The sequence below is a fragment of the Chryseobacterium sp. KMC2 genome (genome assembly GCF_016756935.1).
In the GTDB taxonomy this organism is placed as follows: domain Bacteria; phylum Bacteroidota; class Bacteroidia; order Flavobacteriales; family Weeksellaceae; genus Chryseobacterium; species Chryseobacterium rhizosphaerae.
Map to the genome: position 1 here is coordinate 55,110 of NZ_JAESIT010000015.1, position 22,407 is coordinate 77,516.

A 22,407-nucleotide genomic window follows, 5' to 3' on the forward strand; every position below is an offset into this window, starting at 1 on the left:
ACTCATGCTTTTAAGGCGCAAGGATTTTATCTCCGATAAAATTGTGTACTGTAGATTTTAACCAGCACTTGCTGGGTCTGCGATAAATTTAATACTATTCTGTCATGTCCCTTGCTGAAAATCTTAGATTTTCTTGCGTCTTAAATTTTCATACTACATGAAAATCTTTGCGCCTTTGCGTATTCCAACAAAAAAGAGATGCTAAGCAGCTTGAAAAATAAGGATACACAAGAGACTGTTTCATTTCGAAACAGTCTTTTTTTACTAAAAAGGATGAGGAGTTGGAAAACGCTAAGGCGCAATTTTTTTGATATAACTCATGCTTTTAAGGCGCAAGGATTTTATCTCCGATAAAATTGTGTACTGTAGATTTTAACCAGCATTTGCTGGGTCTGCGAGAAATTTAATACTATTCTGTCATGTCCCTTGCTGAAAATCTTAGATTTTTTTACGGCTTAAAATTTTCACAATGCATGAAAATCTTTGCGGCTTTGCGTTTTTCCAACAATCCAAAAATCATCAACAGTAATCTAAATGGATAGGTTATTGTATCTAAACCTTATAGGTTTTAAAAACCTATAAGGTTTAAATCTGGTCTTTTACCAAATACTCTTTGATTAATCAGAAGTTATCATGAAATAAACAACTGATACGAAGAAAGTTTTCAACAATTAAATCAGATAACACCTATGTTTATAAGCTTATTTTCATTTTATCTTTAATCTTATTCTTTAGATCATATTTTTTTCTGTTTTCTATTGTACAGCTTATGCTTTTTTGCCATTTTTGTATAAAATGTCGGTCATGCAAAAAGAAAAATTACGCGTCATCAGAAAGCAAAAAGGCTATACTCAACAACAGGTAGCTGATTTTATCGCAACAGATGTATCTAATTACAGTAGAAAAGAAAGCGGTGATGTAAGGATCGTAAAAGATGAATGGGACAAACTGGCCCGTTTTCTGGATGTACCGATTGAAGATATTTATGAAGAGGAAGAACCTACAGTAGTTATTAACAATGACCATCCTGTATTTAATGATAGATCTTCTTCTGCGGGGGTAATTACTAATCAAAATAATTATGATAATATTCCGGGAGCTATCATTGAAAATTTACAAAACTATATTGCTTTATTAAAAGAGGAGAACGAAAAACTGAAAGAAGAACTGAAAGGTCTCCCAAAAGGAAGAAAATAATACGGTTTGAAAATTGTAAAAATATCTGTGTCACTCATATTAAGTTATGGAGTGACATTTTTTTGTGATATAGGCTCTAATTGATGCTAAAGTTTTTTGATGCAAAGAATTAATGATTTAAATGTTTTATTTTAGGAGGCAAAGAGTTGCAACTCTGTCGCTAATGAAGCTTTGTGACAGTAATACGTTCGCTTAGAAAGAATCAATTTCATTGATTCCAACTTTGCTCTCTAAAAATATTCAAGAAAGCAAATGAAAACTTTGCGTTAAAAAAATTCTTTGATTTAAATTCTAAAGCCGTTTAAACTTTTTTACTAAACCACAAATCGAAGATTATCTCCTTTCAGTCGATGAATATTATTTCGACGTAGTCAGACACAAAAGTTTTTATTTTTTAGACACTTTAGTACACTTTAGAAAGTTTAAAAGAATACCGCACAATTAAGTTCACATAAGATGAAAATCTTTGATTTTCAACAAAACTTTAGTGTACTTCTTATACACAAAGTATATAGCTTATAAGTGTTTAAAAATCTCTTGTGACTTTTGTGGTTAAGTTTAAACAAACTTGTTTTGAAATCACAATTCCTCCAACGGATCCCAGAACAGTTTTTTGAAATTTTTTATTCTAAGATTTTCTATCGTAAGGCCTTCCGCTTCCAGTTTTGGCTGAAATTCAGGGACAGATAAGACTCCTGAACTTGAGATCACACGGTGTGCAGGAACATCTTCAGGACATCCTCCCATAGCTTTTCCCACATGCCGGGAATGATTCGGGTAACCTACTGCTTTGGCTATAGCTCCATACGTTGAAACCCTGCCCTTTGGAATAAGTTTCGCCACTTCGTACACCTGTTGTTTGAAGATTTCATCCATACCTTTCTGTAGTTAATTAAGTGATTGAAAATCATATACTCCGGATTTCAAAAGATTTGCATTATTTTTGAACTCACATGGATTCAATGATGTTTCATTAAAAGATAAAGATATGAAAAAATCATTTTTCCGGCTGCTGAATGCGGTTAATAAAAAAGTTCTCCCAAAACTGAGTAATAAAGATCCCAATCATCTGACTAAGATAGAAAAGGGAATTTTGGCGTATCGTTATTTTGTTCTGGTGAATTCGTTGGATTGATTTTTTATTTTCCTACTTATGATACCGGTTTTCACAGATGTTTATGGAAAATTTTTGGAAAACGCAAAGACGTTAGTTTTTTGGAATACTACATTCTGTAAGGGGCAAGGATTTTATCTCCGATAAAATTGTGTACGGTAGATTTTAACCAGCATTTGCTGGGTCTGCAAGAAATTTAATACTATTCTGTCATGTCCTTGCTGAAAATCTTAGATTTTCTTGCGTCTTAAAATTTTCATACTACATGAAAATCCTTTGCGCCTTTGCGTATTCCAACAAAAAAGAGATGCTAAGCAGCTTGAAAAAATAAGAATACACAAGAGAATGTTTCAATTTTGAAGCAGTCTTTTTTTTACTAAAAAGGATGAGGAGTTGGAAAACGCTAAGGCGCAATTTTTTTGATATAACTCATGCTTTTAAGGCGCAAGGATTTTATCTCCGATAAAATTGTGTACGGTATATTTTATTTTTATCTCACGCTGATTTTGCATGTTACGCCGATGCTCATTAAAATCTGCGTGATCTGCGAGAAAATTTAATCTAACATTATATCTGCGGAAAATCTACACACTACATAAAAAGTTCTTTGCCACTTTGCGTTTTCCAATCAAAATATACTTGCTGAATTATCTCACAAATAAAAAAGCGCTTCAAATGATTTGAAGCGCTGATATTGTAATCTCTTTCGAGAATTTTGTTCTTAGTTTTCTAAGATATAAGAGAACATTAATGGTGCACAAATAGTTGCATCACTTTCAACGATGAATTTCGGTGTAGTGATATCCAGTTTACCCCAAGTGATTTTCTCATTTGGAACGGCTCCTGAGTACGAACCATATGATGTTGTAGAGTCAGAGATCTGGCAGAAATAAGACCAGAAAGGAATGTCATGCATTTCCATATCCTGATACAACATCGGTACTACACAGATTGGGAAATCCCCTGCAATACCTCCTCCGATCTGGAAGAATCCAACTCCTTTACCTCCTGAGTTTTTAGTATACCAGTCAGCAAGATAAGTCATATATTCAATTCCTGATTTCATTGTAGTAGCTGTAAGCTCTCCTTTGATACAGTAAGAAGCGAAAATGTTACCCATTGTAGAATCTTCCCATCCCGGAACTACAATTGGCAGGTTTGCTTCTGCAGCAGCAATCATCCAAGAATTTTCTCTAGGAATTTCATAATACTGCTCTAATACTCCTGAAAGGATCATTTTGTACATAAATTCGTGTGGGAAATATCTTTCTCCTTTCGCTTCTGCATCTTTCCAGATTTCAACGATATGTTTCTGTAATCTTCTGAATGCTTCTTCTTCAGGGATACAAGTATCTGTAACTCTATTTAAACCTCTTTCCAGAAGGTCCCACTCATCCTGAGCTGTTAAATCTCTATAATGAGGAACTCTTTCGTAGTGAGAGTGTGCCACAAGGTTCATTAAATCTTCTTCAAGGTTAGCACCTGTACAAGAGATAAAATCTACTTTCCCCTGGCGAATCATTTCTGCAAGAATTTTACCCAATTCAGCAGTAGACATTGCTCCAGCTAAAGTGATCATCATTTTTCCGCCATCTTTAAGATGGGCAACATAGCCTTTAGATGCATCCACCAATGCAGCTGCATTGAAGTGCAGGTAATATTTCTCTATAAATTCAGAAATTGGTTTGCTCATTTTTTTTAATTTTTGCAAAGATAAAACTTAAAAACGGAATGCAGCCCAAGCACTTGAAGAAAGTGTCACAGAGGGGGCTTTTTTTATCATTTGTTAAATGCTAAAGCTGTTTTATTGGAACACATAAAGGCGCAAAGAACTTTTCATGTAGTATGAAAGTTTTTAGCAGCAATAAAATCTAAGATTTTAAAGCACATATGATATAAAAAACTTGTGCCTTTGCGTTTTCCAAAACAGTTGAGCTAATAAAATTAAAAAAGCGGGGCTCACTTTGAGCCCCCGCTTTCATTGTAATTTAATTTAATAGCTTTCAACAAGGATTTATCCTTCCCAGGGAGCCACTTTCAGGATTTCAATTTTACGTTCTCCATCTTTGAAAGGCCAACTGATAATATCTCCTACTTTATATCCTACTACTGCAAGGGCAATATCCGATAATATGGAATGCTTATTCTTTTTAAGCTTTGCTTTGGTAGAAGGTACAAAAATATATTCGTGCTCAAAATCTAAGGTATGGTCTTTCAATGTCACTTTCCTTTCAACCGTTACGATATCAGCAGGCAGATCTCTTCTCAATACCTGTTTTGCATTTCTAAGTTCTTCCGTAAGTCTTTTTTCTTCTCCGATGCTCACCTTTTTCCTTCTGAGTGTATCTTTTATGGCATCATAAATCCCTGTGGTTACAATAATATGATTGGACATTTTGTTCAATTTTTTTAAATTAAAATGCAGTTATTCCCTAACGATCCAATGTAGAATCCAGGCATATAACAGCCTTCTTCTATAGAAAACTGCAAAAAAGTAATAAATAAAATCCGGAGTGATTCCCTGTCTTGGATCCTGACAGGGCTTAATTGATAAAGTCCTTAGAACTTTTCAGGAAAGAGTCTGTATGTAAATAAAGTAATGACAGCAGTAATCCTGACGGTCGGCGTATCGCAGATAAAAAGATTGTTGCTGTCATTATATTTTGTTTTAATCCTAACAAATATAGGACTTAAAATCGGAATGTAGCGGCAAATTATCGCCAAATTAAATATTTCCCCATCATGATCATGTCTTTCAACGTTCCGGAAGCAATCGTTTATTTTTGAGTAAACAACTACAACTTAAACCGTCTGTTTTCCTTTTTATCGGAGAGCTTTTTCTTGCTATCCAATCTTTTCTGTTTCTGAGCTCTTGAAGGTTTTGTCGCCGTTCTTTTTTTGGGAACAATGAGCGCTTTGTTCACCAGTTCAATTATTTTTTCAATTGCTTTATTTTTATTCATCAGCTGCGTTCGGCTTTCAGAAACAGTTAAAAATAAAACTCCATCAGCATTGATCCTGTTTTTCAATTTATCCAGTAGTAATGCTTTCTGCTCCTCATGAAAGAAAACAGATGCATTCACTTCCCAAAGTACGGTAACGGCAGTTTCCACCTTATTCACATTTTGCCCTCCAGCACCACTACTTCGGGAGGTTTTGAAACTGAGTTCTTTTGAAAAGTCTTTCATTGTATTTATTTTAAAATAAGTGAAAAAGATTAGGCCTCTGTACTGATCTTTTTATACAGTTCTATCCTGTTTATTTTTCCGTTTGGCGTTCTGGGTATTTCATCTATAAAAATAATCTCTTTGGGTTTGTGGAAATTTTTATCAAACGGTATTTCTGAAATTTTCACAAACAAGTCTTCTGATTTATTTCCTTCTATAACCAGTATCAATTTTTGACCCAAACTTTCGTCCTTTATACCTAAGAATACCACTTCATTTGGAATCGCTTTTTTTACCAGGGCTTCAAGAGTTTCCGGAAAAATTTTGGCTCCACCGGAATTGATTACATTATCAATCCGTCCTAAAAACCTAAACTTCTTTCCGGCTTTAATTTCAACTAAATCATTAGTTATCAATACTTCATCATTCACTGCAGGTGCAAATATTTTCAAACACGCCCTCTCATCCAAGGAAATATTTACATTTTCAAAAGCTGTAAAATACTCTTCCGGCTCCGGCATCAGCTGCCTTAAGGCAATATGAGAAAGGGTTTCAGACATTCCATAGGTTTCAAAAATACGGTTTGAAACACTCAGATTCATTTTGAGAATTTTATTTTTTAAACTCTCTGATACTGCAGCCCCCCCAATGATCAGATTTTTTATTAAATGAAGTTTATCCAGTGAATTTTCTACCTGCAAAGGAGTCATTGCACAAAAATCTATTTCCTCTTCCAGATTTTCAACAGGGTTTAAGGAGGGTTCTGTCACCATTAGTTTTAATTTTCTTTCCAGAGCACGTACAACCATCATTTTCCCTGAGATATATTCTACCGGCAGGCATAAAAGCGCCTTATCCCCCTGTTGTAATCCCAGAAAGTTGCAGGTCATTACCGCAGAATTTATCATTTTACTTTTCTCAATTTCAAAAATTTTAGGTGTTCCTGTGGAACCCGAAGTCTGAACTTTTACCGTGTTTGCGTTAAAAAACCATTCTTCCAGAAAAAAACCAACTTTTTTTTCAAATTCCGTATTAAACGATAAATTATTAGTATTGAGATTATTGAAGTCTATCAGCATATTTTAGTATTCATAAAAGCACAGTAAATTTAGAAAAAATTTTAAAAAGTTCTTGTAAGTAAAGAAAAAAGCTGTAAATTTGCACCACCAAAATAAAACAGACCTATAGTGTAACGGTAGCACTCCGGTTTTTGGTACCGTCAGTCGGGGTTCGAATCCCTGTGGGTCTACAAACCATCCTTTTCTAAGGATGGTTTTTGTTTTTTATAGGGCTATATTATACTGTTTTATTTTTCTGTAAAGCTATTTTTCACAGTGGTAATATGGAGCATCTATAAAAGATTCAATATAAAATCCGTCAGAAAAGATAAATTCCTATCAATTTTGAGTGTAAAAACTATAGATTTTTTGATAAGGTATTTGTACATTTAAAAAAAAACTATAAATTTGCATCACCAAAAATAAACAGACCTATAGTGTAACGGTAGCACTCCGGTTTTTGGTACCGTCAGTCGGGGTTCGAATCCCTGTGGGTCTACAAACCATCCTTCTTTAAGGATGGTTTTTGTTTTTATAATCCTCTCTGAAAAAAATAAAACCCTGTCTCCTTTATGACAGAGTTTTATTTCGAGAATAGTAATGATGTTTATATATTGATACAACTAATAGATTTTAGTTACATCCTATACAATAACTTTTATCAACATATTCTTTGCTTCCTCCAGAGGAAAGATAATAACACCCTCCTTTTTCACCTACATACAGTCTGTGTCCATTATAGGTACAAGATTCTGAACCTCTTTCACTTTCATCACTACTTCCTCCACAAGAATTGAACATCCCTCCTAAAACGATCAATAATACCATTTTTTTCATTTTTTACTATTTAAATATTTAGCAAAACTAAATGATGATTACCCTAAAAAAATACGGAAAACCATACAATAAGAATAGATTGATAGAATAATCATTTTCCAGAATCTTACACGATAGACTTTCATAAAAAAAGCCTATTTCATATGAAAATAGGCTATTATTTTATTTAAAAAAAATTAAAACATTCGTGTAAGTATCACCCTATATTGTAAACTTGCATCCCCATCATTGGTGAGATTTATTGTTCCTGCAGAAGGCATTGTTAATGTATAACTAAATGCAATATTAGTACCTCCAGCAGCACAATTTGGAATACCAGACCAGACTACTGATGTTGTATATCTGTTTACCTCAGTGAAAGTAGGGGCTTTTATAGTCGTATCAGTATTTAAAATACCATCTATTCCTTTAATAGAGAAAGAATTGTTAAAAGCATTATTAGTGACATAATATTCTGCAATACCAATACGGCCGCAAGTATTACCAACATATACCACAGCTTTATATACAGCATTATTCTCAATTCCTGTAATCAATGTATTTGTAGCGCCTGATGTTATAGTAACGGTATTATTAATAACTGTTCCATAGGTAGTATCAACAGCTTTATTCAGAACACCATTACCGTCTGCATATACAGGAGTAACCACTGTAGCTCCAGGTACTACAGCTAAAGTTCTTATTCTGGTACTGCCAGCCACATCTAAAGTATTGGTGGGTGCATTATTGGCAATCCCTATATTGCCGGAAGATAAATCCATTACAAAATCAGTTGCACCAGGGGTACGGGAAATAACAAACAATCCATTATTTCCATTGATATTAGGGTTTATTCCCATTACTGTCTGTTTAGTTCCTGCTGCTCCGGTGGTTCTTAAAATTGACAATATGGAACTGTTGGCAATAGGGTTTTCTATCAAAAGTCCTGTATTCGTCACCTCACCTGTTCCAATCCCCGTAGCTGTTCCTCTATTTGTTATATGAAGATTTGATGACGGGGTAATGGTACCAATACCAACATTTCCAGTAGAGGTTATTGTAAAATCATTGGCTTGCTGTACATCAGTTGGAATACCCGTTGCCGGATTGTCTTTTGCACCATCAAAATGGAGCGCGCCTTGAGGGTTTGATGTGTATATTCCAATTTGTGCACGTGTAAAATTGGCAATTATCAGCATTGATAATAGTAAAATGCTTGTTTTCATTTTATTAGTTTTTAAATTGAGTAATATGATGTATTTTTTGAATCTTATAAAATTTTACTTCAACATTAGTTTATATATCAATGTAATCCTTACAAAACCTCTTTACTTTACTACTTCTGCATTTACACTTTAAAACTCTCTACAATATTATTTATCAATGGATTAAAATTAAGAACAAAACAGATACTAAACAATATCCCAGTTAAAAAAAACATAAAAATAATCACCCATATATCATTTTAATTAAGAATATTATTCAATAAATAGCTTTTTAAATGTAAAACCCACATTTATATAGCTATAATTTTAAAATATAACTATTATGAATTACACAGAAGCAGCTATGGATAAAAGCACATTTTTTTCCTAAAGATGATCAAGATATATTCTATCAAAAGTTGGATAGAATTCGAATCAGGAAATAGTAAAAAAAACATTTTTAGCTATAATTTTGAATCAGATATTGAATTATTGGGAACCGCACCTACTATTTTTAGACTAAAAATATTTTTTTCCACTTTGCTATTGTGTTTCTGCTGAGACCAAAATACCTGGCAGTCTGTATATTATTCAGTTTCTGTTTCTTTTGATAATCCAAAATTTTAAAAATGGTAGACTTATCGTAAGACCTGTGATTTTTGGCATTCACATTTTCTGAAACATCCTCGCCAAATATAATTTTATTAAGCTTTAGTACATCCAGCTCAGAAAGTTCTTCTTTATCTAAAAAAAACAAGCATTGTTCTTTTTTATCAGGAAATTTTAATGCCAACATATCAGTAAATATCTTTTTATAATAAGGTTTTGAACATTTCATTTCTTTTCATTTGATTTAGTATACTATTTTACAGATCCTTATAAATTTTCGTTAGTATTTTTTAAGCCATTTATACAAAGTTGTTTTAGGAATATTATATTGCTTCATTATCTGTTCTTTTGTTTTTTCCTCAGTACGGATAAGCTCAAGAATAAAGTCAATAATTTCCTTAGTATATAAGTTTTTTTTAAATTGTGGGAGGTTACTTTTCTTATCCTCCGTTTGTTTTACGTAGATCCGTGCACTACTTTTCTGGGGAGCAAATAATATTAAATGCTGAGAATAGATCCGGAAAAAATCATATTGTAACAGTTTGCTCCATCTTAATAATATACCGGTTGGAAGATCTTTTTGTAGATACATTGCTTTTATTTCCTTTTCCGAAGACTTCATAAACTTACATATCCTTGTCATTTCAAATTGATTTTGTTCTACCTGTAAGTGAATCATGTTTCCTATGTGAATGTTTTTAAAATCTAACTCCATTGTCTCTTATAATAAAATTTAATCTGTTTAATTACACCATACATAACTTTAGGTATCCAATTATACTGTGTTTAAATAAGCAGGGATATGGAAGATCCAGTGTATCCCTGCCTGTCAACAACCATAAAAATAAAATATCCTCTTTTCTCTTACTATTTAATGGCTGTAGCAAAAATGGAACTCTCTGACCACGTTAAGTCTCCAAATCGCGAGATAACGGTTGAGCTATTAGGACTTCCGCCAGTAACTGTAGCTCCGGCAATATATCTATAGGTTTTCTCTTTGATATCAGTATTTTCAATGATAATAGTCCCCTGAAATACATCAAACTGCTGAGGATGTCCTGTAGAAGCAGGTCCTTGTACTCTGAAACTCATTAATGAAGGTCCTTTCAGATCACTAGAACGTGTAAGTGCAGCTCCTACAGCTACATTCCCTTCTCCGAAAGAACTTCTCACAAACATCCAGTCGTCATTATCCAGGCTCCCCACAGTTTGTGCCAGCTGAGTAATAGTAACCGCCCATTTTCCAGGAGGCAGCGTTATATACTGTCCTGTATACCTATAAGTTCCATCATTAGCAAAAGGAATACTAATTCCCGAACTTGCTGCAGCACCTCCAACTGCAGTTTGAGAAGCGGGAATCCGCCATTCAGCAGTACCATTAGTATCCGTTGCCGTTAATACAGAGCCTGCCACTACCGAACCACTTGTGGCATTCTCAAATCTTCTTGTTCCGATGGTATGAAAATTAGTTTGGGGATTAGTGGTTCCAATACCCACTCTGTTATTTCTTGCATCAATATTAAAAGTGGCCCCATCTACAGTAAAATGGCTGGTTCCGGTTGTAGCAGTACTTGTAAATGCTAAATTATTACCTGCTTGTGCAACGGTTCGGTTAGCCGACAGTGTTCCATTACTATTATAGATACTTGTATCAGTAACACCATCTCTCCATGTAGCCACACCATTAGCATCTGAGGTTAAAACTTTATTGGCTCCCTGTGTTCCATCTACAATTTTAACGGCTCCGTTAGTTGCGGAACGAATATCGAGCTTATGGGTAGGGCTGATTGTTCCTATTCCTATATTTCCAGAGGTATTAACCACAATATCATTTACTTGCTGTGCAGGAGTGGGAGCAGAATTAACATTATTATCTCTTGCACCATCTATATGAAACATTGCTTGAGGAGTAGCAGTTCCAAAGCTTACATTCTGATTATCCGAAATAAAGACTCCCGGTTTTGCTGGATTATAAGCATACTTCCCTGCTTGTGCAGCGCCAATTGCTAAACCATCGAAGCCATAAGTATTTCCTGCCTCTGTATTTTGTCTTATATAATATCCAAAAGTCTCCATATTCTCACTAAAAAGTAATGAACCTCCTGAACCATCCGTATTTGCATTAGAATGAATTCTTAACACTGGATTGGCAACACTGCCAAGTTGTGTGGATGGCCCACCCACCCTCAATTCATCTCCAATAACCTGCAGGTTTGATTTTGGAACAGCAGCTCCGATTCCTACTCTCCCCGCATCAGTAATGGTAACCATTTCTGTATTATTTGAATTATTGATTCTCATAGCTTTAGTAGCGGAAGTATTTCCTTTGCTTTGGATATCCAATGATGCTTGTGGATTAGGGGTATTAATACCTACTTGAGAAAAGGCAAAATTCGCGACAAATATCGCAGATGAAATTATTATTTTTTTCATTGTTTAATTTTTTCTTGTGTGTATTTAGAATCGTACTGAAAAACATGACCGGTCTGAAATCTCCAGTGTTCGAACTTGATGATGCAAACTTACTGCCTGCAAACAAAAAAAAATCTACATCAAAGACACTTCAACCAACAACAATCTATAAAACAAATAGTTACAATACAAGTGAAGTAACTTTGAAGTAAGTCGAAAAAGTGAATTATTAGTATTCTCTGAGCAATATTCAGAGGAAAGAGGATAATTATAAACACTTTAGAACTCCAATAGTTCTCTTATTTAAAAAGCAGGGACCATCAATATCCCTGCCTCTAAACACAAACACTTTTCAAACGTGAAAGAATGAAAAAATTATTTCGTGATAAATCTATCAATATTATCTACACTAAGCATTACTTCAAATACACTTCACAACACAATGAATTAACAAACAATACTTTACTTATTTAAATGGAGTATTTTTGAAGTACATTTTTGCTATATGTCAAAATAAAAAATTACGTGCAGCTGATTAATTTCTTAATCATATTCATAAAAAAGTTATTTTTGTGTTAATAATTTTAAAAAATATGTTCCAAAATTTTAGAATTAAAATATTATATCTGATTTTCTTTTCCTTCTCAGTATTTTTTGACGCTCAGGACTTCTCTTTTCAACCCGAACCTATAAAAACGACATTAGAATATCGAAAGAGACTAGACGCCGAAGGAGCCTTAAAATACAATATTAACGCTCTTACACAATATGAAAAAAATGATGACACCAAGGGTGTTATTATGGTATATACCAATATAGGAAGCATATTATCCGGACTTGACAGGAATAAAGAAAGCCTGGAATATCTTGACAAAGCTAAAAAAGAACTGCTGCATAGTAATGATCCTTTTCTGAAGGCCAATTTATACAATGAATACGGAAGGAATTATACACGGCTGGGGCTTTATGAACAATCCAATGCAGCCTTTGATCAGGCAGCATCTTATATAAAGAAAATTACCAATCTTAAACAGAGAGAATTTGCTCTGGCCTACAACTATTCATGGAAACAACAGAATTTTCCCAAAGATAAAAACCTTGATTCTTTACAAGCTATAAAGAAGAAAATACTGGGTTCAAAACCCAATATCACGTCTTATACAAGAACAGCAGACAAATTTATTGCTGAAAAAAAACATTTAGACTCTGCTGAATACTATATGAATAAGGCTTTTGCCTATTCTAACAATGCATCTGATATTGAAAAAGCCACTGCATGGTTCAGCTATGGAGATCTATATAATATAAAAGGAAATAAAGAAAAAGCACTTGAATATTATTTGAAATCACTTGACGTATTTCAAAAAACGAAAAATACCCCAGGCTCCTTACTGACTGTTTACGACACACTTTCCAGTGTTTATAAATCTTTAAATGAAATTGAAAAATCTAATGAATTTCTAAGAAAATACACCATTCTTCATGACGATATCAGTAAAAACGAAAAAGAAGCCGTAAATCTTGCCGTTAATACACTGATTGATTTAAAGCATGAGGAAAAAGGAAAAGAAAGAAGGATGTTCTACGTTATAGTCATGCTCATTGTAGTATCATTTGGCCTGTTATTATATTTCATCAGAAAAATCTATATTAAAAAAGTCCTTAAAAAGGACAAAATTCTAGAGAAAAAGATCATTGAAACGGATGTTCTTAAATTGAAAGTAAATAATTCATTTGATGAAATCATTCAGCTTATGGAGAGCAGAAGCCCTCTGTTTCTGGTACGTTTTAAAGAAGTATACCCTGAATTCTATGAAAAACTAATTACACATACTCCTGAACTTACAGAACATGATATAAAATTCAGTGCTTATATCAGATTAAATCTTACGAATAAAGAAATCTGCCAATATGAAAACATTAGTGTCCGTGGGATAGAGACAAAAAGATACAGACTTAAGAAAAAGCTTAAATTATCTTCGAACACGGATCTTCAGAAATGGATTCTGGACCTGTAACTTAATTTTGTACAGAAAAATGCTGATAAAAAACAAAAAGACCTCTTATTAAGGTCTTTTTACATTTATAAATATAAGGTATACTTACTTTTTCACATCATCAATTTCATCCTGAATAGATTTAATCCGATCTCTTAGCTCCTGGCTTATCTTTCCGGGAATTTTTTTAACTTTTCGTAAATCCAGTGCTAACATAATAGAAGCTATTCCCATAAAAATAAAGGAAACTCCGGTTAAGGTAACCAAAGAAATTCCTGTAAATATAGGATTGAATATAAGCAGTAAAGAAAATATAATTCCTCCTGCGCTGGCAAGAGCTACATTTCCCCAGCTCATTATTTTCATACTTTTCAGGTCAAAAGCAAAGCCCAGGAGCTGAAAAGAACGGAACAGTAAGGTAAATCCTACAACAAACGGAAGTACGGCCATTGAAATTTGCGGATTTGCAATAAGGTAAATTCCTATAGCTGTTGTTAATAATCCGCTTACAAGAAACCAACCCCACCCCTGTAAGGATTTATTGTTTTGAAGGGAAAAGAATATTTCTGTAATTCCGGAAAATAAGAATGAAACACTAAAGAAAATAGAAAGTGTGACATAGGTTGCAAGTGGTACACTGAAAACATAAAAACCGCAGATAAGGAAAAGGATTCCAAAAATCAAAGGAATATACCAATGTTTTACAGTGTTTGTAAGGGTTTGAAATAAATTGGCCATAGGTGTCTTTTTTTAGTCTTGCCTACTTTGCATAACGGTGTTCGGCATCTCCGTAGCTGTACTTTCAAACAGGTTATAATTTTCACCTGAATTTGAAATACAACCTGAACTAAGGTACGAAAAATAGCACACATAGTGAATAAAACCACAGATGAATTCATTTTTTTCAGAAAAGAAATTAACCTGATATTTATAATAAAAATCTTCTCTTTTTCATCAATGATTTTACACAGAGATATATACGGATTAAAAAAACAAAAAGACCTCTTACTAAGGTCTTTTCTATGTATATAATATGCTTATTTTTTCAGATCATCATTTTCTGTTTAAATTCTGATTCTATCTCTGTATTCCAGGCCTGTTCCTCCGGAAATATTTTTTATTTTTTTTAAAATCCAAAGCCAGCATTATAGAGGCTGTCCCTATTAAGATAAAAGAAATCCCCGTCAATATCACTAAAGAAATTCCCATAAATATGGGACTAAATATCAATAGTAAAGAGAATATCATGCCTCCGATACTTGTTGGAACTACATTACTCCAGCCTGCTACTTTCATGTTTTTCAGATCAAATGCAAAACCGAGCAGCTGAAAAGAACGGAACAATAAAGTAATCCCCACTACAAAAGGCAGAACAGACATTGAAATATGCGGATTAGCAATGAGATAAGTGCCGATTGTGGTAGTCATTAAACCGCTTATAAGAAACCACCCCCATCCCTGCAGGGAGGTCCTGTTCTCTAAAGAAAAGAACATTTCTGTAATCCCGGAGAATAAAAACGAAGCACTAAAAAAAATAGAAAGTGTAACATAGGCTGCTAGTGGTACACTGAAAACATAAAATCCACAGATTAAAAAAGTAATTCCGAATATCAACGGAATATACCAATGATTAACAGAGCTGTTAATCGTTTGAAATGAGTTCGACATACAATGCTTTTTTAGATTTTACCTACTTTATGAAGCGGTGTTCGGCATTTCCGCAGGAGTTTTTAAAACCTTTTATTTTTTTCATCCTTAATTGAAGTTTTTCCCGTTACAAACTTACAAAAACGGCAAATTCAATAATAGAATCCAAGCTTAACAAATTGTATATCAGAATATTTTATAACACAATCAATACTAAGCATATTCATTTATTAAATGATTTTTAGTATTTTTTTCATGCATTTTTTACAAATACAAAAACATATTATTCAAATATTAATTTTTAACAATATTATTTATACAAAAAAAACATTCTATGGAATAGCACATGTATTCTATAGGATTTTTTCACAGCATAAATTTTTTATTTATTTCAGCAGATTGCCCGCAGGCTGCTGCTGGGTAACACAGTGCACCATGCCTCCATTTTCATATAGATTTCTTACATCTATCCCTATAACTTTTCTCTCAGGATACTGACCCTGAATCATATGATTGGCTACCTCATCATTAGGATCCCCATAATTAGGAACCAATACCACTGTATTAGCTACATAATAGTTTACATAAGAACCTTTTTCGTCCAGCTGCTTTCCATAAGCTGTCTTTACTTTATTTTGAGTCGCAGGCAGATAGACTTTTTTATATTCCTTACCATCTGTATTGGCGGCTGCATAAAGCGTTTTAATATCTTTATCAGAAAGCCCAAGCTCAAGAAGATCATTTTCATTCATGGTGATCATGGTATTATGGTTAACAAACTTCATAAAACCATCAATATGCATATCTGTAACATCCAATCCGGTAACACCATCCAGCCAAATTACTTTTGACACCCCATAATATGTTGTAAACATTTCTTCAGCTTCCTCCTGTGTGATTCCTTTATTTCGTGTTGCTTCTTTTTTCTGGCTGATCACTGAACTTTTACAAGCCATTAAAACTCCGTTTCCATCAGTCTCTACAGAACCTCCTTCATTCACCATTTCTTCATTCAGGTCAATCACTTTTATTCCAAGATCTTTTCCGATTCGTTGTGGAATTTTATCACAATTTTCAAAGTCAAATTTTTCGCCCCAGCCATTAAATCCCCAGTCTTCAATAAGAACATTGCCCTTATTATCTTTTACGAAAATAGGTCCATTATCTCTGATCCATACATCATCTGTAGGATACATTTTGAAATCCACATTTTTCATAGGAACTTTATTTTCCTCCAGAATATGGATAATTCTATTTTTTTCCTCGGCATTATAAGCAATAATGTGAACCTTCTCACCAGACTGAAGAGCTTTTGTCATATCCACCCAGGCTTGCTCTACCCTCTTCCGGTAAGTCATTCCATGTTGATAGTGATGGGGCCACTGCAGCCACGTTCCTTCATGCCGTGAAGATTCTTCGGGAAAATGATAATCTGTCTGTGCCATACTTAATATAAAACTCAACACAAAAGTGAGTGTGAATAGTTTTTTCATATCATTATATTTTGTTCCAATAAATACACCAAAATTTCAAAGCGCAGCATTTTTTGAAAATGTCAACATAGTTTCATGAAAAATCTAAAAAAATCCGATAAGAATAATGAGAGATTGATTTGATTTCCCCAGCCGGAATTTGAAGTTATGGACTATTACCAAGGTACAGAAAAAACAAAAAAGATGAAAATAAATTTATTTTCATCTTTTAAAACATCAGACTGTTTTATATTTTATTTCGGCTTATACAGTTTATACATGACAAACAGAAAGCCCAGCCAAACCGGAATTAAAATCACCTGAATTTCCATTCCTGTAATACTCATCAATCCTAAAATTAAAACCAAAAAGGCAATACAGATATAATTGGATACAGGATAGAATATGGAAGGAAACTTGGATTGAATCCCTGATTTATTGATAGCTTTTTTAAACTTTAAATGGGTATAGCATATCATCAGCCAGTTGATAATCAATGTAGATACTACCAAAGCCATTAGGTATTCAAAAGCTTTTTCAGGCACCAATTTATTAATGATAATACAGATCCCTGCAAAGCATGAAGAGATAAGGATGGCATTTGTAGGAACAGAGTTTTTATTCAGCTTTTTCAAAAACTTCGGGGCATTACCCTGTTGAGCCAGTCCAAAAAGCATTCGGCTGTTACTGTAAACACTACTGTTGTAAACTGATAAAGCAGCTGTTAATACAATTAAATTAAGAACATTGGCTATCAAGGTATTGAACTGAATAACCTTACCAAAAAGACTGAATTCGAGGCCGTTTAAGTTTTGAAAAACCATTACAAACGGGCTTGATCCTTCTGTAATTTCTCTCCATGGGCTCAATGCAAACAGGATCACTAAAGCTCCTACATAGAAAATAAGTATTCTATAAATCACCTGATTAGTAGCCTGAGGAATTGTTTTTTCAGGATTTTTAGCTTCTGCTGCTGTAATACCGATCAGTTCCAATCCTCCAAATGAGAACATAATCATCGCCATAGCGGCGAACAAACCTGAATATCCGGTTTCTGTTTTATTAAACAGACCTTTTGGGAAAAAGCCACCGTCATTCCATAGGTTTGTAATTGTTGCCTTTTCACCTCCTGTTCCACTGATTAAGAGGTATACTCCGAAAACAATCATAGCAATAATGGCTACCACTTTGATGATAGAGAACCAAAATTCAGTTTCTCCATATACTTTTACAGAGGCAAGGTTAAGTGCTGTGATCACTACAAAAAAGAATAAACTGGAAACCCAGAGCGGTATTTCCGGCCACCAAAAATGGATGTAATGCCCAATTGCCGTTAGCTCGGCCATACTTACAAGGATATAGAGAATCCAGTAATTCCATCCGGATGCAAAACCTGGAAAATTTCCCCAATATTTATAGGCAAAGTGGCTAAAACTTCCCGATACCGGCTCCTGAACTACCATTTCGCCAAGCTGGCGCATAATAAAAAAGGCAATGATTCCGGCTAAGGCATACCCTAAAATAACGGAGGGTCCTGCCAATACGGCTGCAGGTCCAATTCCTAGAAATAATCCGGTTCCTATGGCACCTCCAAGGGCAATTAATTGTATGTGTCGATTTGTTAATCCTCTAACTAAAGTCTCGTTTTGTCCTGTTTTATTTTCGTTGCTCATAGAATGAATTATTCAGGCGCTAAATATATAAAAACTTTTCACAGAAATTCTCGTTCCATAGGGCAAATTGACAATTCTGGCTAACGAAAAACAAAAAAGCTATTTTATTTTTACAGATATTCTTTCGGAATCGAAATATTGTTCTTCTTCATATATTCCAAAAGATTCTGATATTTATCTTCATATCCATCGTCAGTTCCACATTTGTGTGAAATACTGCAGATATCGGAAGGCTTAATATCTAAAATATCTGAAATTTTAGTCAGGATATCCAGGTTGATCTTCACTTTAGAATTTTCAATGTCGGAGTATGCCTTCTGGGAAATCCCCATTTCAAAGGCCATATATTCCTGAGTAAGATCTCTGCTCCGACGAATTTTCCTGATATTTTGGCCACATACTTTCATCATTTTTGTTTTAGTAGTTTTTGGTATAGTTTAGAAGATTACCTATTAGACTCTAACAAAGTTAATAAATACCTTTGGCAAAACATAATACACATTACATGATATTTATTTTCATCATAGAAAAAGACAGAAAATAAGTCTTTTTCAGAGAAAATATCACTTCGGTAAACACTATTGGAATTTATGGAGACGCAAAAATTTAATTATGACAATAATATTGTCAGGGCATTCCTCTATGCTACTATCGTATTCGGGCTCATCGGATTTCTGCTGGGACTTACTGCAGCATTAATGCTTTTCTATCCGGAATTACCGGAATTTTTATTCGGTACAGATGACACCACTATTAAAAGTTTAGCATCTGGAAATATTCAGGGGCTGATCAACACTCAGGGCGCTTTGGGCTTTGGAAGGATCAGAATGCTTCACACAAGTGCCGTAATTTTTGCTTTCGTATGTAACTCCTTTTTCTGTGGTGCTTATTACAGTATGCAAAGGCTTCTGAAAACGAGAATGTACAGTGATACATTATCATGGTTACATTTCTGGTCATGGCAGTTTATGATCATTACGGTAGTGATTACTTTCTTAATGGGAATCAATACTTCTAAAGAATATGCTGAACATGAATGGCCTATTGATATATTAATTACTTTCTCATGGGTGATCTTCGGGATCAATATGTTTGGAACGATCGCTAAAAGAAGAGTAAGACACTTGTATGTAGCAATCTGGTTCTATGTGGCAACATGGATTGCTGTGGCAATGCTTCACATCTTCAATAACCTTGAAGTTCCTTTATCTTTCACAAGCTGGAAATCTTATTCTGTATATGCAGGTGTAAAAGATGCATTAGTACAATGGTGGTATGGACACAATGCGGTAGCATTCGTATTGACCACTCCTGTATTAGGTCTGATGTATTACTTTATGCCAAAAGCAGCACAACGTCCGGTATTCTCATACAAACTATCTATTATTCACTTCTGGTCGTTGATCTTTGTATACCTTTGGGCCGGGCCTCACCACCTGCAATATACAGCATTACCGGCATGGGCACAGGCAGTAGGAACAGGATTCTCTATTATGCTTATTGCACCATCCTGGGGAGGGATGTTAAATGGCCTTCTTACCTTAAGAGGAGCTTGGGATAAAGTAAGAGAAAATCCTATCCTTAAATTCTTCGTGGTTGCAATTACCTGTTATGGTATGGCCACCTTTGAAGGACCTTTATTAGCAACAAAATCTTTAAATAAAATCGGTCACTACACCGACTGGGTTATCGGTCACGTACACCTGGGAGCTCTTGGATGGAATGGTTTCATGGCATTCGGGGTGATCTATTACCTGGTTCCTATTATGTGGAGAACGTCACTTTGGTCTAAAAAATTAGCCAACTGGCATTTCTGGCTGGGAACATTAGGAATTATTTTCTATGCAGTACCAATGTATATTTCTGGTTTCACACAAGGATTAATGTGGAAACAGTTCAACCCGGACGGAACATTATTGTGGAAAAACTGGTTGGATACTGTAACAGCAATCATTCCTTACTTTAAAATGAGATTTTTAGGAGGTATCCTTTATCTGTCCGGAGCTATTTTAATGGTGATCAATGTGATCAGAACGGTAAGAGCCGGTTCATTCCAAAAAGAAGTTCCTGCTGAAGCCCCAGCCTTGGCCAACATCGGTACGGGAAGAAAAGAAGGAGAAGGTGTCCATTTATGGCTGGAAAGAACTCCTACCCTGCTTTCTATCCTTGCATTCATTACTATTGCTATTGGAGGGCTTGTGGAAATTGTTCCTACGTTATCTCTTAAGCAAAGTGTTCCTACTATTACGGCGGTAAAACCATATACACCATTAGAACTGGAAGGAAGGGATTTATATGTTCGTGAAGGATGTAACTCGTGTCACTCTCAAATGATCAGACCTTTCCGTGATGAGGTATTAAGATTCGAAGGTAAAAACGGACAGTATTCCAAAGCTGGAGAATTTATCTACGACAGACCATTCTTATGGGGATCTAAGAGAACAGGACCGGATCTTCACAGAGAAGGAGGAAGAAACCCGGATTCATGGCACTTTAAACATATGTACAACCCAAGAATTACCTCTGCCGGTTCCATTATGCCCCGTTTCCCTTGGTTAATCACCAATAAACTGGATCGTTCTCAAATGGTTGATAAAATAAAATTAATGAAAAATTCTTTTGATGTACCGTATACAAAAGCTCAGATTGATTCTGCAAACCAATGGGCAGACAACCAGTCAAAAGATATTGTAAAAAGAATTTATGCGGAAGCTACCGATGTAAAAGATCAGATGGCAAAAGAAAAAATAGCAAAAGGATCTGCTTATGTACCGCTTGAGCAAAGAGAAATTGTAGCTATGATCGCCTACCTTCAAAGATTAGGTACGGATATCAAAACAACACAGATTCAAACAGCAAGTGCAGACTAATCATTAAAATTGTATTGCAATGAAAACGAGAACCCCACTTTCAATATATATCGCAACAACGATAGGTTTAACGATCATGGCCTTTGAAATGTTCGCCAGTGATTTCGGATATTTTTCTTCTCCATTCTTCTGGGCATTGATCCTGATTGCCATCATCCTCCTTATGATCATGAATTCCATAGGAGACATGATTGAGAATGAAAGCTTCAGCAGACTGTCTGAGGAAGAGAAAAAACAATACCTGGCGGAAAAGAGTGTTCCCTATTATGAAAAGTTATGGAACTCTGCCTTCAAAAAACAATCTGTCACTGAGGAAAAAGACATTCTTATTGACCATGGTTTTGATGGAATTACAGAGCTTGATAATTCACTTCCGAAATGGTGGATCGGTTTATTTTGGTTCGGATGTATCTTCTGTGTTGTCTATTTAACAGCTTTTAGCTTTACAGATTATGCTCACCCGGAAGCAGAATATACGAAAGAAACAAAAACAATGCTGGCTTCCATTGCAGAATTTGAAAAAACAGCACCTCAAATTAATCTGGAAACAGCAAAATATAGCGCAGATAATATTGCAGAAGGACAGGAACTTTTCAAAACCAATTGTGTGACCTGTCACGGAGATGGTGGAAAAGGAGGTATTGGCCCCAATCTTACCGATACCCACTGGATCAACATCAAAGAGAAAAGCTTATTTAAAAATGTTTTCTGGATGCTTGAAAACGGTTCTCCTAATAATCCTACCATGAGACCTTTCATTAAGGACGGAACCATTACAGGAAAAGATGCTGAAAAAATTGCAGCCTATGTTTATCATATTAACCAGGAAACCTCTCCTATTACAGTTTCGCAGGGTGGTGCTGCAGCACAGGGAGAAGAGGTGAAATGGGAAAACGGAAACAATTAAAAAAATTGATTACCTCAATATACAAACCATGCCAAGCCCCCTTTAGAACTACATTACATTTGAATTTTCATTTTTGCTAACTAACCTTTTCAACATCAAAAAAAATGATATAAAGGGGGCTTTTTAAAGAATAAAATCCACACCTTGGCTCGTCTTACTCAACTATTCACTTGACAACTACAGACTAAAAATTCCATAATTAGACAGCCAAGGCAGGATTTTTGCATTTGCAAGGGTACCACAACAAAGTGAAAATAATTTAG

20 protein-coding genes and 2 tRNA genes are annotated in these 22,407 nt (G+C 34.7%); 7 read left to right on the forward strand and 15 right to left on the reverse strand.

Annotation, left to right across the window (positions count from 1 at the left end; genetic code table 11):
• Positions 1-804 precede the first annotated feature (804 nt).
• Positions 805-1,197, forward strand: a complete 393-nt coding sequence (locus tag JML65_RS17050; protein ID WP_047490091.1) for a helix-turn-helix transcriptional regulator — start codon at positions 805-807, stop codon at positions 1,195-1,197.
• 579 nt (positions 1,198-1,776) lie between these two features.
• Here JML65_RS17050 and JML65_RS17055 read toward each other — a convergent pair.
• A complete protein-coding gene (locus tag JML65_RS17055; RefSeq protein WP_202271526.1) occupies positions 1,777-2,073 on the reverse strand; it encodes an MGMT family protein in 297 nt (98 codons plus the stop codon).
• 112 nt (positions 2,074-2,185) lie between these two features.
• On the opposite strand from JML65_RS17055, the gene JML65_RS17060 reads away from it, so the two are divergent.
• Positions 2,186-2,332: a hypothetical protein gene (locus tag JML65_RS17060; RefSeq protein ID WP_167449396.1), complete on the forward strand. Its 147-nt coding sequence runs from the start codon at positions 2,186-2,188 to the stop codon at positions 2,330-2,332.
• 700 nt (positions 2,333-3,032) lie between these two features.
• Here the strand turns inward: JML65_RS17060 and JML65_RS17065 are convergent.
• The 4 genes from JML65_RS17065 to JML65_RS17080 all read right to left on the reverse strand — a co-directional run bounded on the left by JML65_RS17065 (position 3,033) and on the right by JML65_RS17080 (position 6,557).
• Positions 3,033-4,004: a deoxyhypusine synthase family protein gene (locus tag JML65_RS17065; protein WP_047490081.1), complete on the reverse strand. Its 972-nt coding sequence runs from the start codon at positions 4,002-4,004 to the stop codon at positions 3,033-3,035.
• 321 nt (positions 4,005-4,325) lie between these two features.
• On the reverse strand, positions 4,326-4,706 hold the full coding sequence (locus JML65_RS17070) for a GreA/GreB family elongation factor (protein ID WP_202271527.1): 381 nt from the start codon (positions 4,704-4,706) through the stop codon (positions 4,326-4,328).
• A gap of 400 nt (positions 4,707-5,106) precedes the next feature.
• Complete coding sequence (arfB, locus tag JML65_RS17075) at positions 5,107-5,499, reverse strand: alternative ribosome rescue aminoacyl-tRNA hydrolase ArfB (RefSeq protein WP_084085516.1); 393 nt, start codon at positions 5,497-5,499, stop codon at positions 5,107-5,109.
• Between the two features lie 29 nt (positions 5,500-5,528).
• On the reverse strand, positions 5,529-6,557 hold the full coding sequence (locus JML65_RS17080; RefSeq protein ID WP_202271528.1) for an AMP-binding protein: 1,029 nt from the start codon (positions 6,555-6,557) through the stop codon (positions 5,529-5,531).
• A gap of 99 nt (positions 6,558-6,656) precedes the next feature.
• On the opposite strand from JML65_RS17080, the gene JML65_RS17085 reads away from it, so the two are divergent.
• A tRNA-Gln gene (locus JML65_RS17085) sits at positions 6,657-6,727 on the forward strand.
• A 237-nt stretch (positions 6,728-6,964) separates the two neighbouring features.
• A tRNA-Gln gene (locus JML65_RS17090) sits at positions 6,965-7,035 on the forward strand.
• Between the two features lie 134 nt (positions 7,036-7,169).
• On the opposite strand, the gene JML65_RS17095 is transcribed toward JML65_RS17090, so the two are convergent.
• From JML65_RS17095 to JML65_RS17115, 5 genes are all read right to left on the reverse strand, one after another.
• Positions 7,170-7,373 (reverse strand): hypothetical protein, encoded by a 204-nt coding sequence (locus JML65_RS17095; RefSeq protein WP_202271529.1) that lies wholly within the window; start codon positions 7,371-7,373, stop codon positions 7,170-7,172.
• A 176-nt stretch (positions 7,374-7,549) separates the two neighbouring features.
• Positions 7,550-8,578 carry a hypothetical protein gene (locus JML65_RS17100; RefSeq protein ID WP_202271530.1) on the reverse strand — a complete coding sequence of 343 codons (1,029 nt, stop codon included), beginning with the start codon at positions 8,576-8,578 and terminating at the stop codon, positions 7,550-7,552.
• Between the two features lie 493 nt (positions 8,579-9,071).
• Positions 9,072-9,395, reverse strand: a complete 324-nt coding sequence (locus JML65_RS17105; RefSeq protein ID WP_202271531.1) for a helix-turn-helix domain-containing protein — start codon at positions 9,393-9,395, stop codon at positions 9,072-9,074.
• A 51-nt stretch (positions 9,396-9,446) separates the two neighbouring features.
• On the reverse strand, positions 9,447-9,809 hold the full coding sequence (locus JML65_RS17110) for a transposase (protein ID WP_317194084.1): 363 nt from the start codon (positions 9,807-9,809) through the stop codon (positions 9,447-9,449).
• A gap of 224 nt (positions 9,810-10,033) precedes the next feature.
• On the reverse strand, positions 10,034-11,599 hold the full coding sequence (locus JML65_RS17115; RefSeq protein ID WP_202271533.1) for a hypothetical protein: 1,566 nt from the start codon (positions 11,597-11,599) through the stop codon (positions 10,034-10,036).
• A 572-nt stretch (positions 11,600-12,171) separates the two neighbouring features.
• Here JML65_RS17115 and JML65_RS17120 point away from each other — a divergent pair.
• On the forward strand, positions 12,172-13,596 hold the full coding sequence (locus tag JML65_RS17120) for a tetratricopeptide repeat protein (protein ID WP_202271534.1): 1,425 nt from the start codon (positions 12,172-12,174) through the stop codon (positions 13,594-13,596).
• A gap of 84 nt (positions 13,597-13,680) precedes the next feature.
• Here the strand turns inward: JML65_RS17120 and JML65_RS17125 are convergent, their stop codons facing one another.
• The 5 genes from JML65_RS17125 to JML65_RS17145 all read right to left on the reverse strand — a co-directional run bounded on the left by JML65_RS17125 (position 13,681) and on the right by JML65_RS17145 (position 18,777).
• A complete protein-coding gene (locus tag JML65_RS17125) occupies positions 13,681-14,313 on the reverse strand; it encodes an HdeD family acid-resistance protein (RefSeq protein ID WP_047493339.1) in 633 nt (210 codons plus the stop codon).
• Positions 14,314-14,652: 339 nt separating this feature from the next.
• On the reverse strand, positions 14,653-15,243 hold the full coding sequence (locus JML65_RS17130) for an HdeD family acid-resistance protein (protein ID WP_202271535.1): 591 nt from the start codon (positions 15,241-15,243) through the stop codon (positions 14,653-14,655).
• Positions 15,244-15,608: 365 nt separating this feature from the next.
• Positions 15,609-16,715: an agmatine/peptidylarginine deiminase gene (locus JML65_RS17135; RefSeq protein WP_202271536.1), complete on the reverse strand. Its 1,107-nt coding sequence runs from the start codon at positions 16,713-16,715 to the stop codon at positions 15,609-15,611.
• 233 nt (positions 16,716-16,948) lie between these two features.
• Positions 16,949-18,367 carry an amino acid permease gene (locus tag JML65_RS17140; RefSeq protein WP_202271537.1) on the reverse strand — a complete coding sequence of 473 codons (1,419 nt, stop codon included), beginning with the start codon at positions 18,365-18,367 and terminating at the stop codon, positions 16,949-16,951.
• Between the two features lie 110 nt (positions 18,368-18,477).
• Entirely contained in the window at positions 18,478-18,777 is a 300-nt protein-coding gene (locus JML65_RS17145; protein WP_228406077.1) for a helix-turn-helix domain-containing protein, read from the reverse strand.
• A 180-nt stretch (positions 18,778-18,957) separates the two neighbouring features.
• Here JML65_RS17145 and ccoN point away from each other — a divergent pair, with 180 nt between their 5' ends.
• Together ccoN and JML65_RS17155 are read left to right on the forward strand one after the other, a co-directional pair.
• Positions 18,958-21,237, forward strand: coding sequence for a cytochrome-c oxidase, cbb3-type subunit I (gene ccoN, locus JML65_RS17150; RefSeq protein ID WP_047493355.1), 2,280 nt, complete (start codon positions 18,958-18,960; stop codon positions 21,235-21,237).
• A gap of 19 nt (positions 21,238-21,256) precedes the next feature.
• On the forward strand, positions 21,257-22,144 hold the full coding sequence (locus JML65_RS17155) for a cbb3-type cytochrome c oxidase N-terminal domain-containing protein (RefSeq protein WP_202271538.1): 888 nt from the start codon (positions 21,257-21,259) through the stop codon (positions 22,142-22,144).
• Positions 22,145-22,407 lie beyond the last annotated feature (263 nt).

Coding starts and splice junctions, on each gene's coding strand:
- JML65_RS17095 (WP_202271529.1), bottom strand. CDS start 7,373: ATGAAAAAAATGGTATTATTGATCGTTTTAGGAGGGATGTTCAATTCT.
- JML65_RS17080 (WP_202271528.1), bottom strand. CDS start 6,557: ATGCTGATAGACTTCAATAATCTCAATACTAATAATTTATCGTTTAAT.
- JML65_RS17050 (WP_047490091.1), top strand. CDS start 805: ATGCAAAAAGAAAAATTACGCGTCATCAGAAAGCAAAAAGGCTATACT.
- JML65_RS17055 (WP_202271526.1), bottom strand. CDS start 2,073: ATGGATGAAATCTTCAAACAACAGGTGTACGAAGTGGCGAAACTTATT.
- JML65_RS17070 (WP_202271527.1), bottom strand. CDS start 4,706: ATGTCCAATCATATTATTGTAACCACAGGGATTTATGATGCCATAAAA.
- JML65_RS17130 (WP_202271535.1), bottom strand. CDS start 15,243: ATGTCGAACTCATTTCAAACGATTAACAGCTCTGTTAATCATTGGTAT.
- JML65_RS17135 (WP_202271536.1), bottom strand. CDS start 16,715: ATGAAAAAACTATTCACACTCACTTTTGTGTTGAGTTTTATATTAAGT.
- arfB (WP_084085516.1), bottom strand. CDS start 5,499: ATGAAAGACTTTTCAAAAGAACTCAGTTTCAAAACCTCCCGAAGTAGT.
- JML65_RS17125 (WP_047493339.1), bottom strand. CDS start 14,313: ATGGCCAATTTATTTCAAACCCTTACAAACACTGTAAAACATTGGTAT.
- JML65_RS17105 (WP_202271531.1), bottom strand. CDS start 9,395: ATGAAATGTTCAAAACCTTATTATAAAAAGATATTTACTGATATGTTG.
- JML65_RS17120 (WP_202271534.1), top strand. CDS start 12,172: ATGTTCCAAAATTTTAGAATTAAAATATTATATCTGATTTTCTTTTCC.
- JML65_RS17145 (WP_228406077.1), bottom strand. CDS start 18,777: ATGATGAAAGTATGTGGCCAAAATATCAGGAAAATTCGTCGGAGCAGA.
- JML65_RS17060 (WP_167449396.1), top strand. CDS start 2,186: ATGAAAAAATCATTTTTCCGGCTGCTGAATGCGGTTAATAAAAAAGTT.
- JML65_RS17115 (WP_202271533.1), bottom strand. CDS start 11,599: ATGAAAAAAATAATAATTTCATCTGCGATATTTGTCGCGAATTTTGCC.
- JML65_RS17140 (WP_202271537.1), bottom strand. CDS start 18,367: ATGAGCAACGAAAATAAAACAGGACAAAACGAGACTTTAGTTAGAGGA.
- JML65_RS17100 (WP_202271530.1), bottom strand. CDS start 8,578: ATGAAAACAAGCATTTTACTATTATCAATGCTGATAATTGCCAATTTT.
- JML65_RS17110 (WP_317194084.1), bottom strand. CDS start 9,809: ATGACAAGGATATGTAAGTTTATGAAGTCTTCGGAAAAGGAAATAAAA.
- JML65_RS17065 (WP_047490081.1), bottom strand. CDS start 4,004: ATGAGCAAACCAATTTCTGAATTTATAGAGAAATATTACCTGCACTTC.
- JML65_RS17155 (WP_202271538.1), top strand. CDS start 21,257: ATGAAAACGAGAACCCCACTTTCAATATATATCGCAACAACGATAGGT.
- ccoN (WP_047493355.1), top strand. CDS start 18,958: ATGGAGACGCAAAAATTTAATTATGACAATAATATTGTCAGGGCATTC.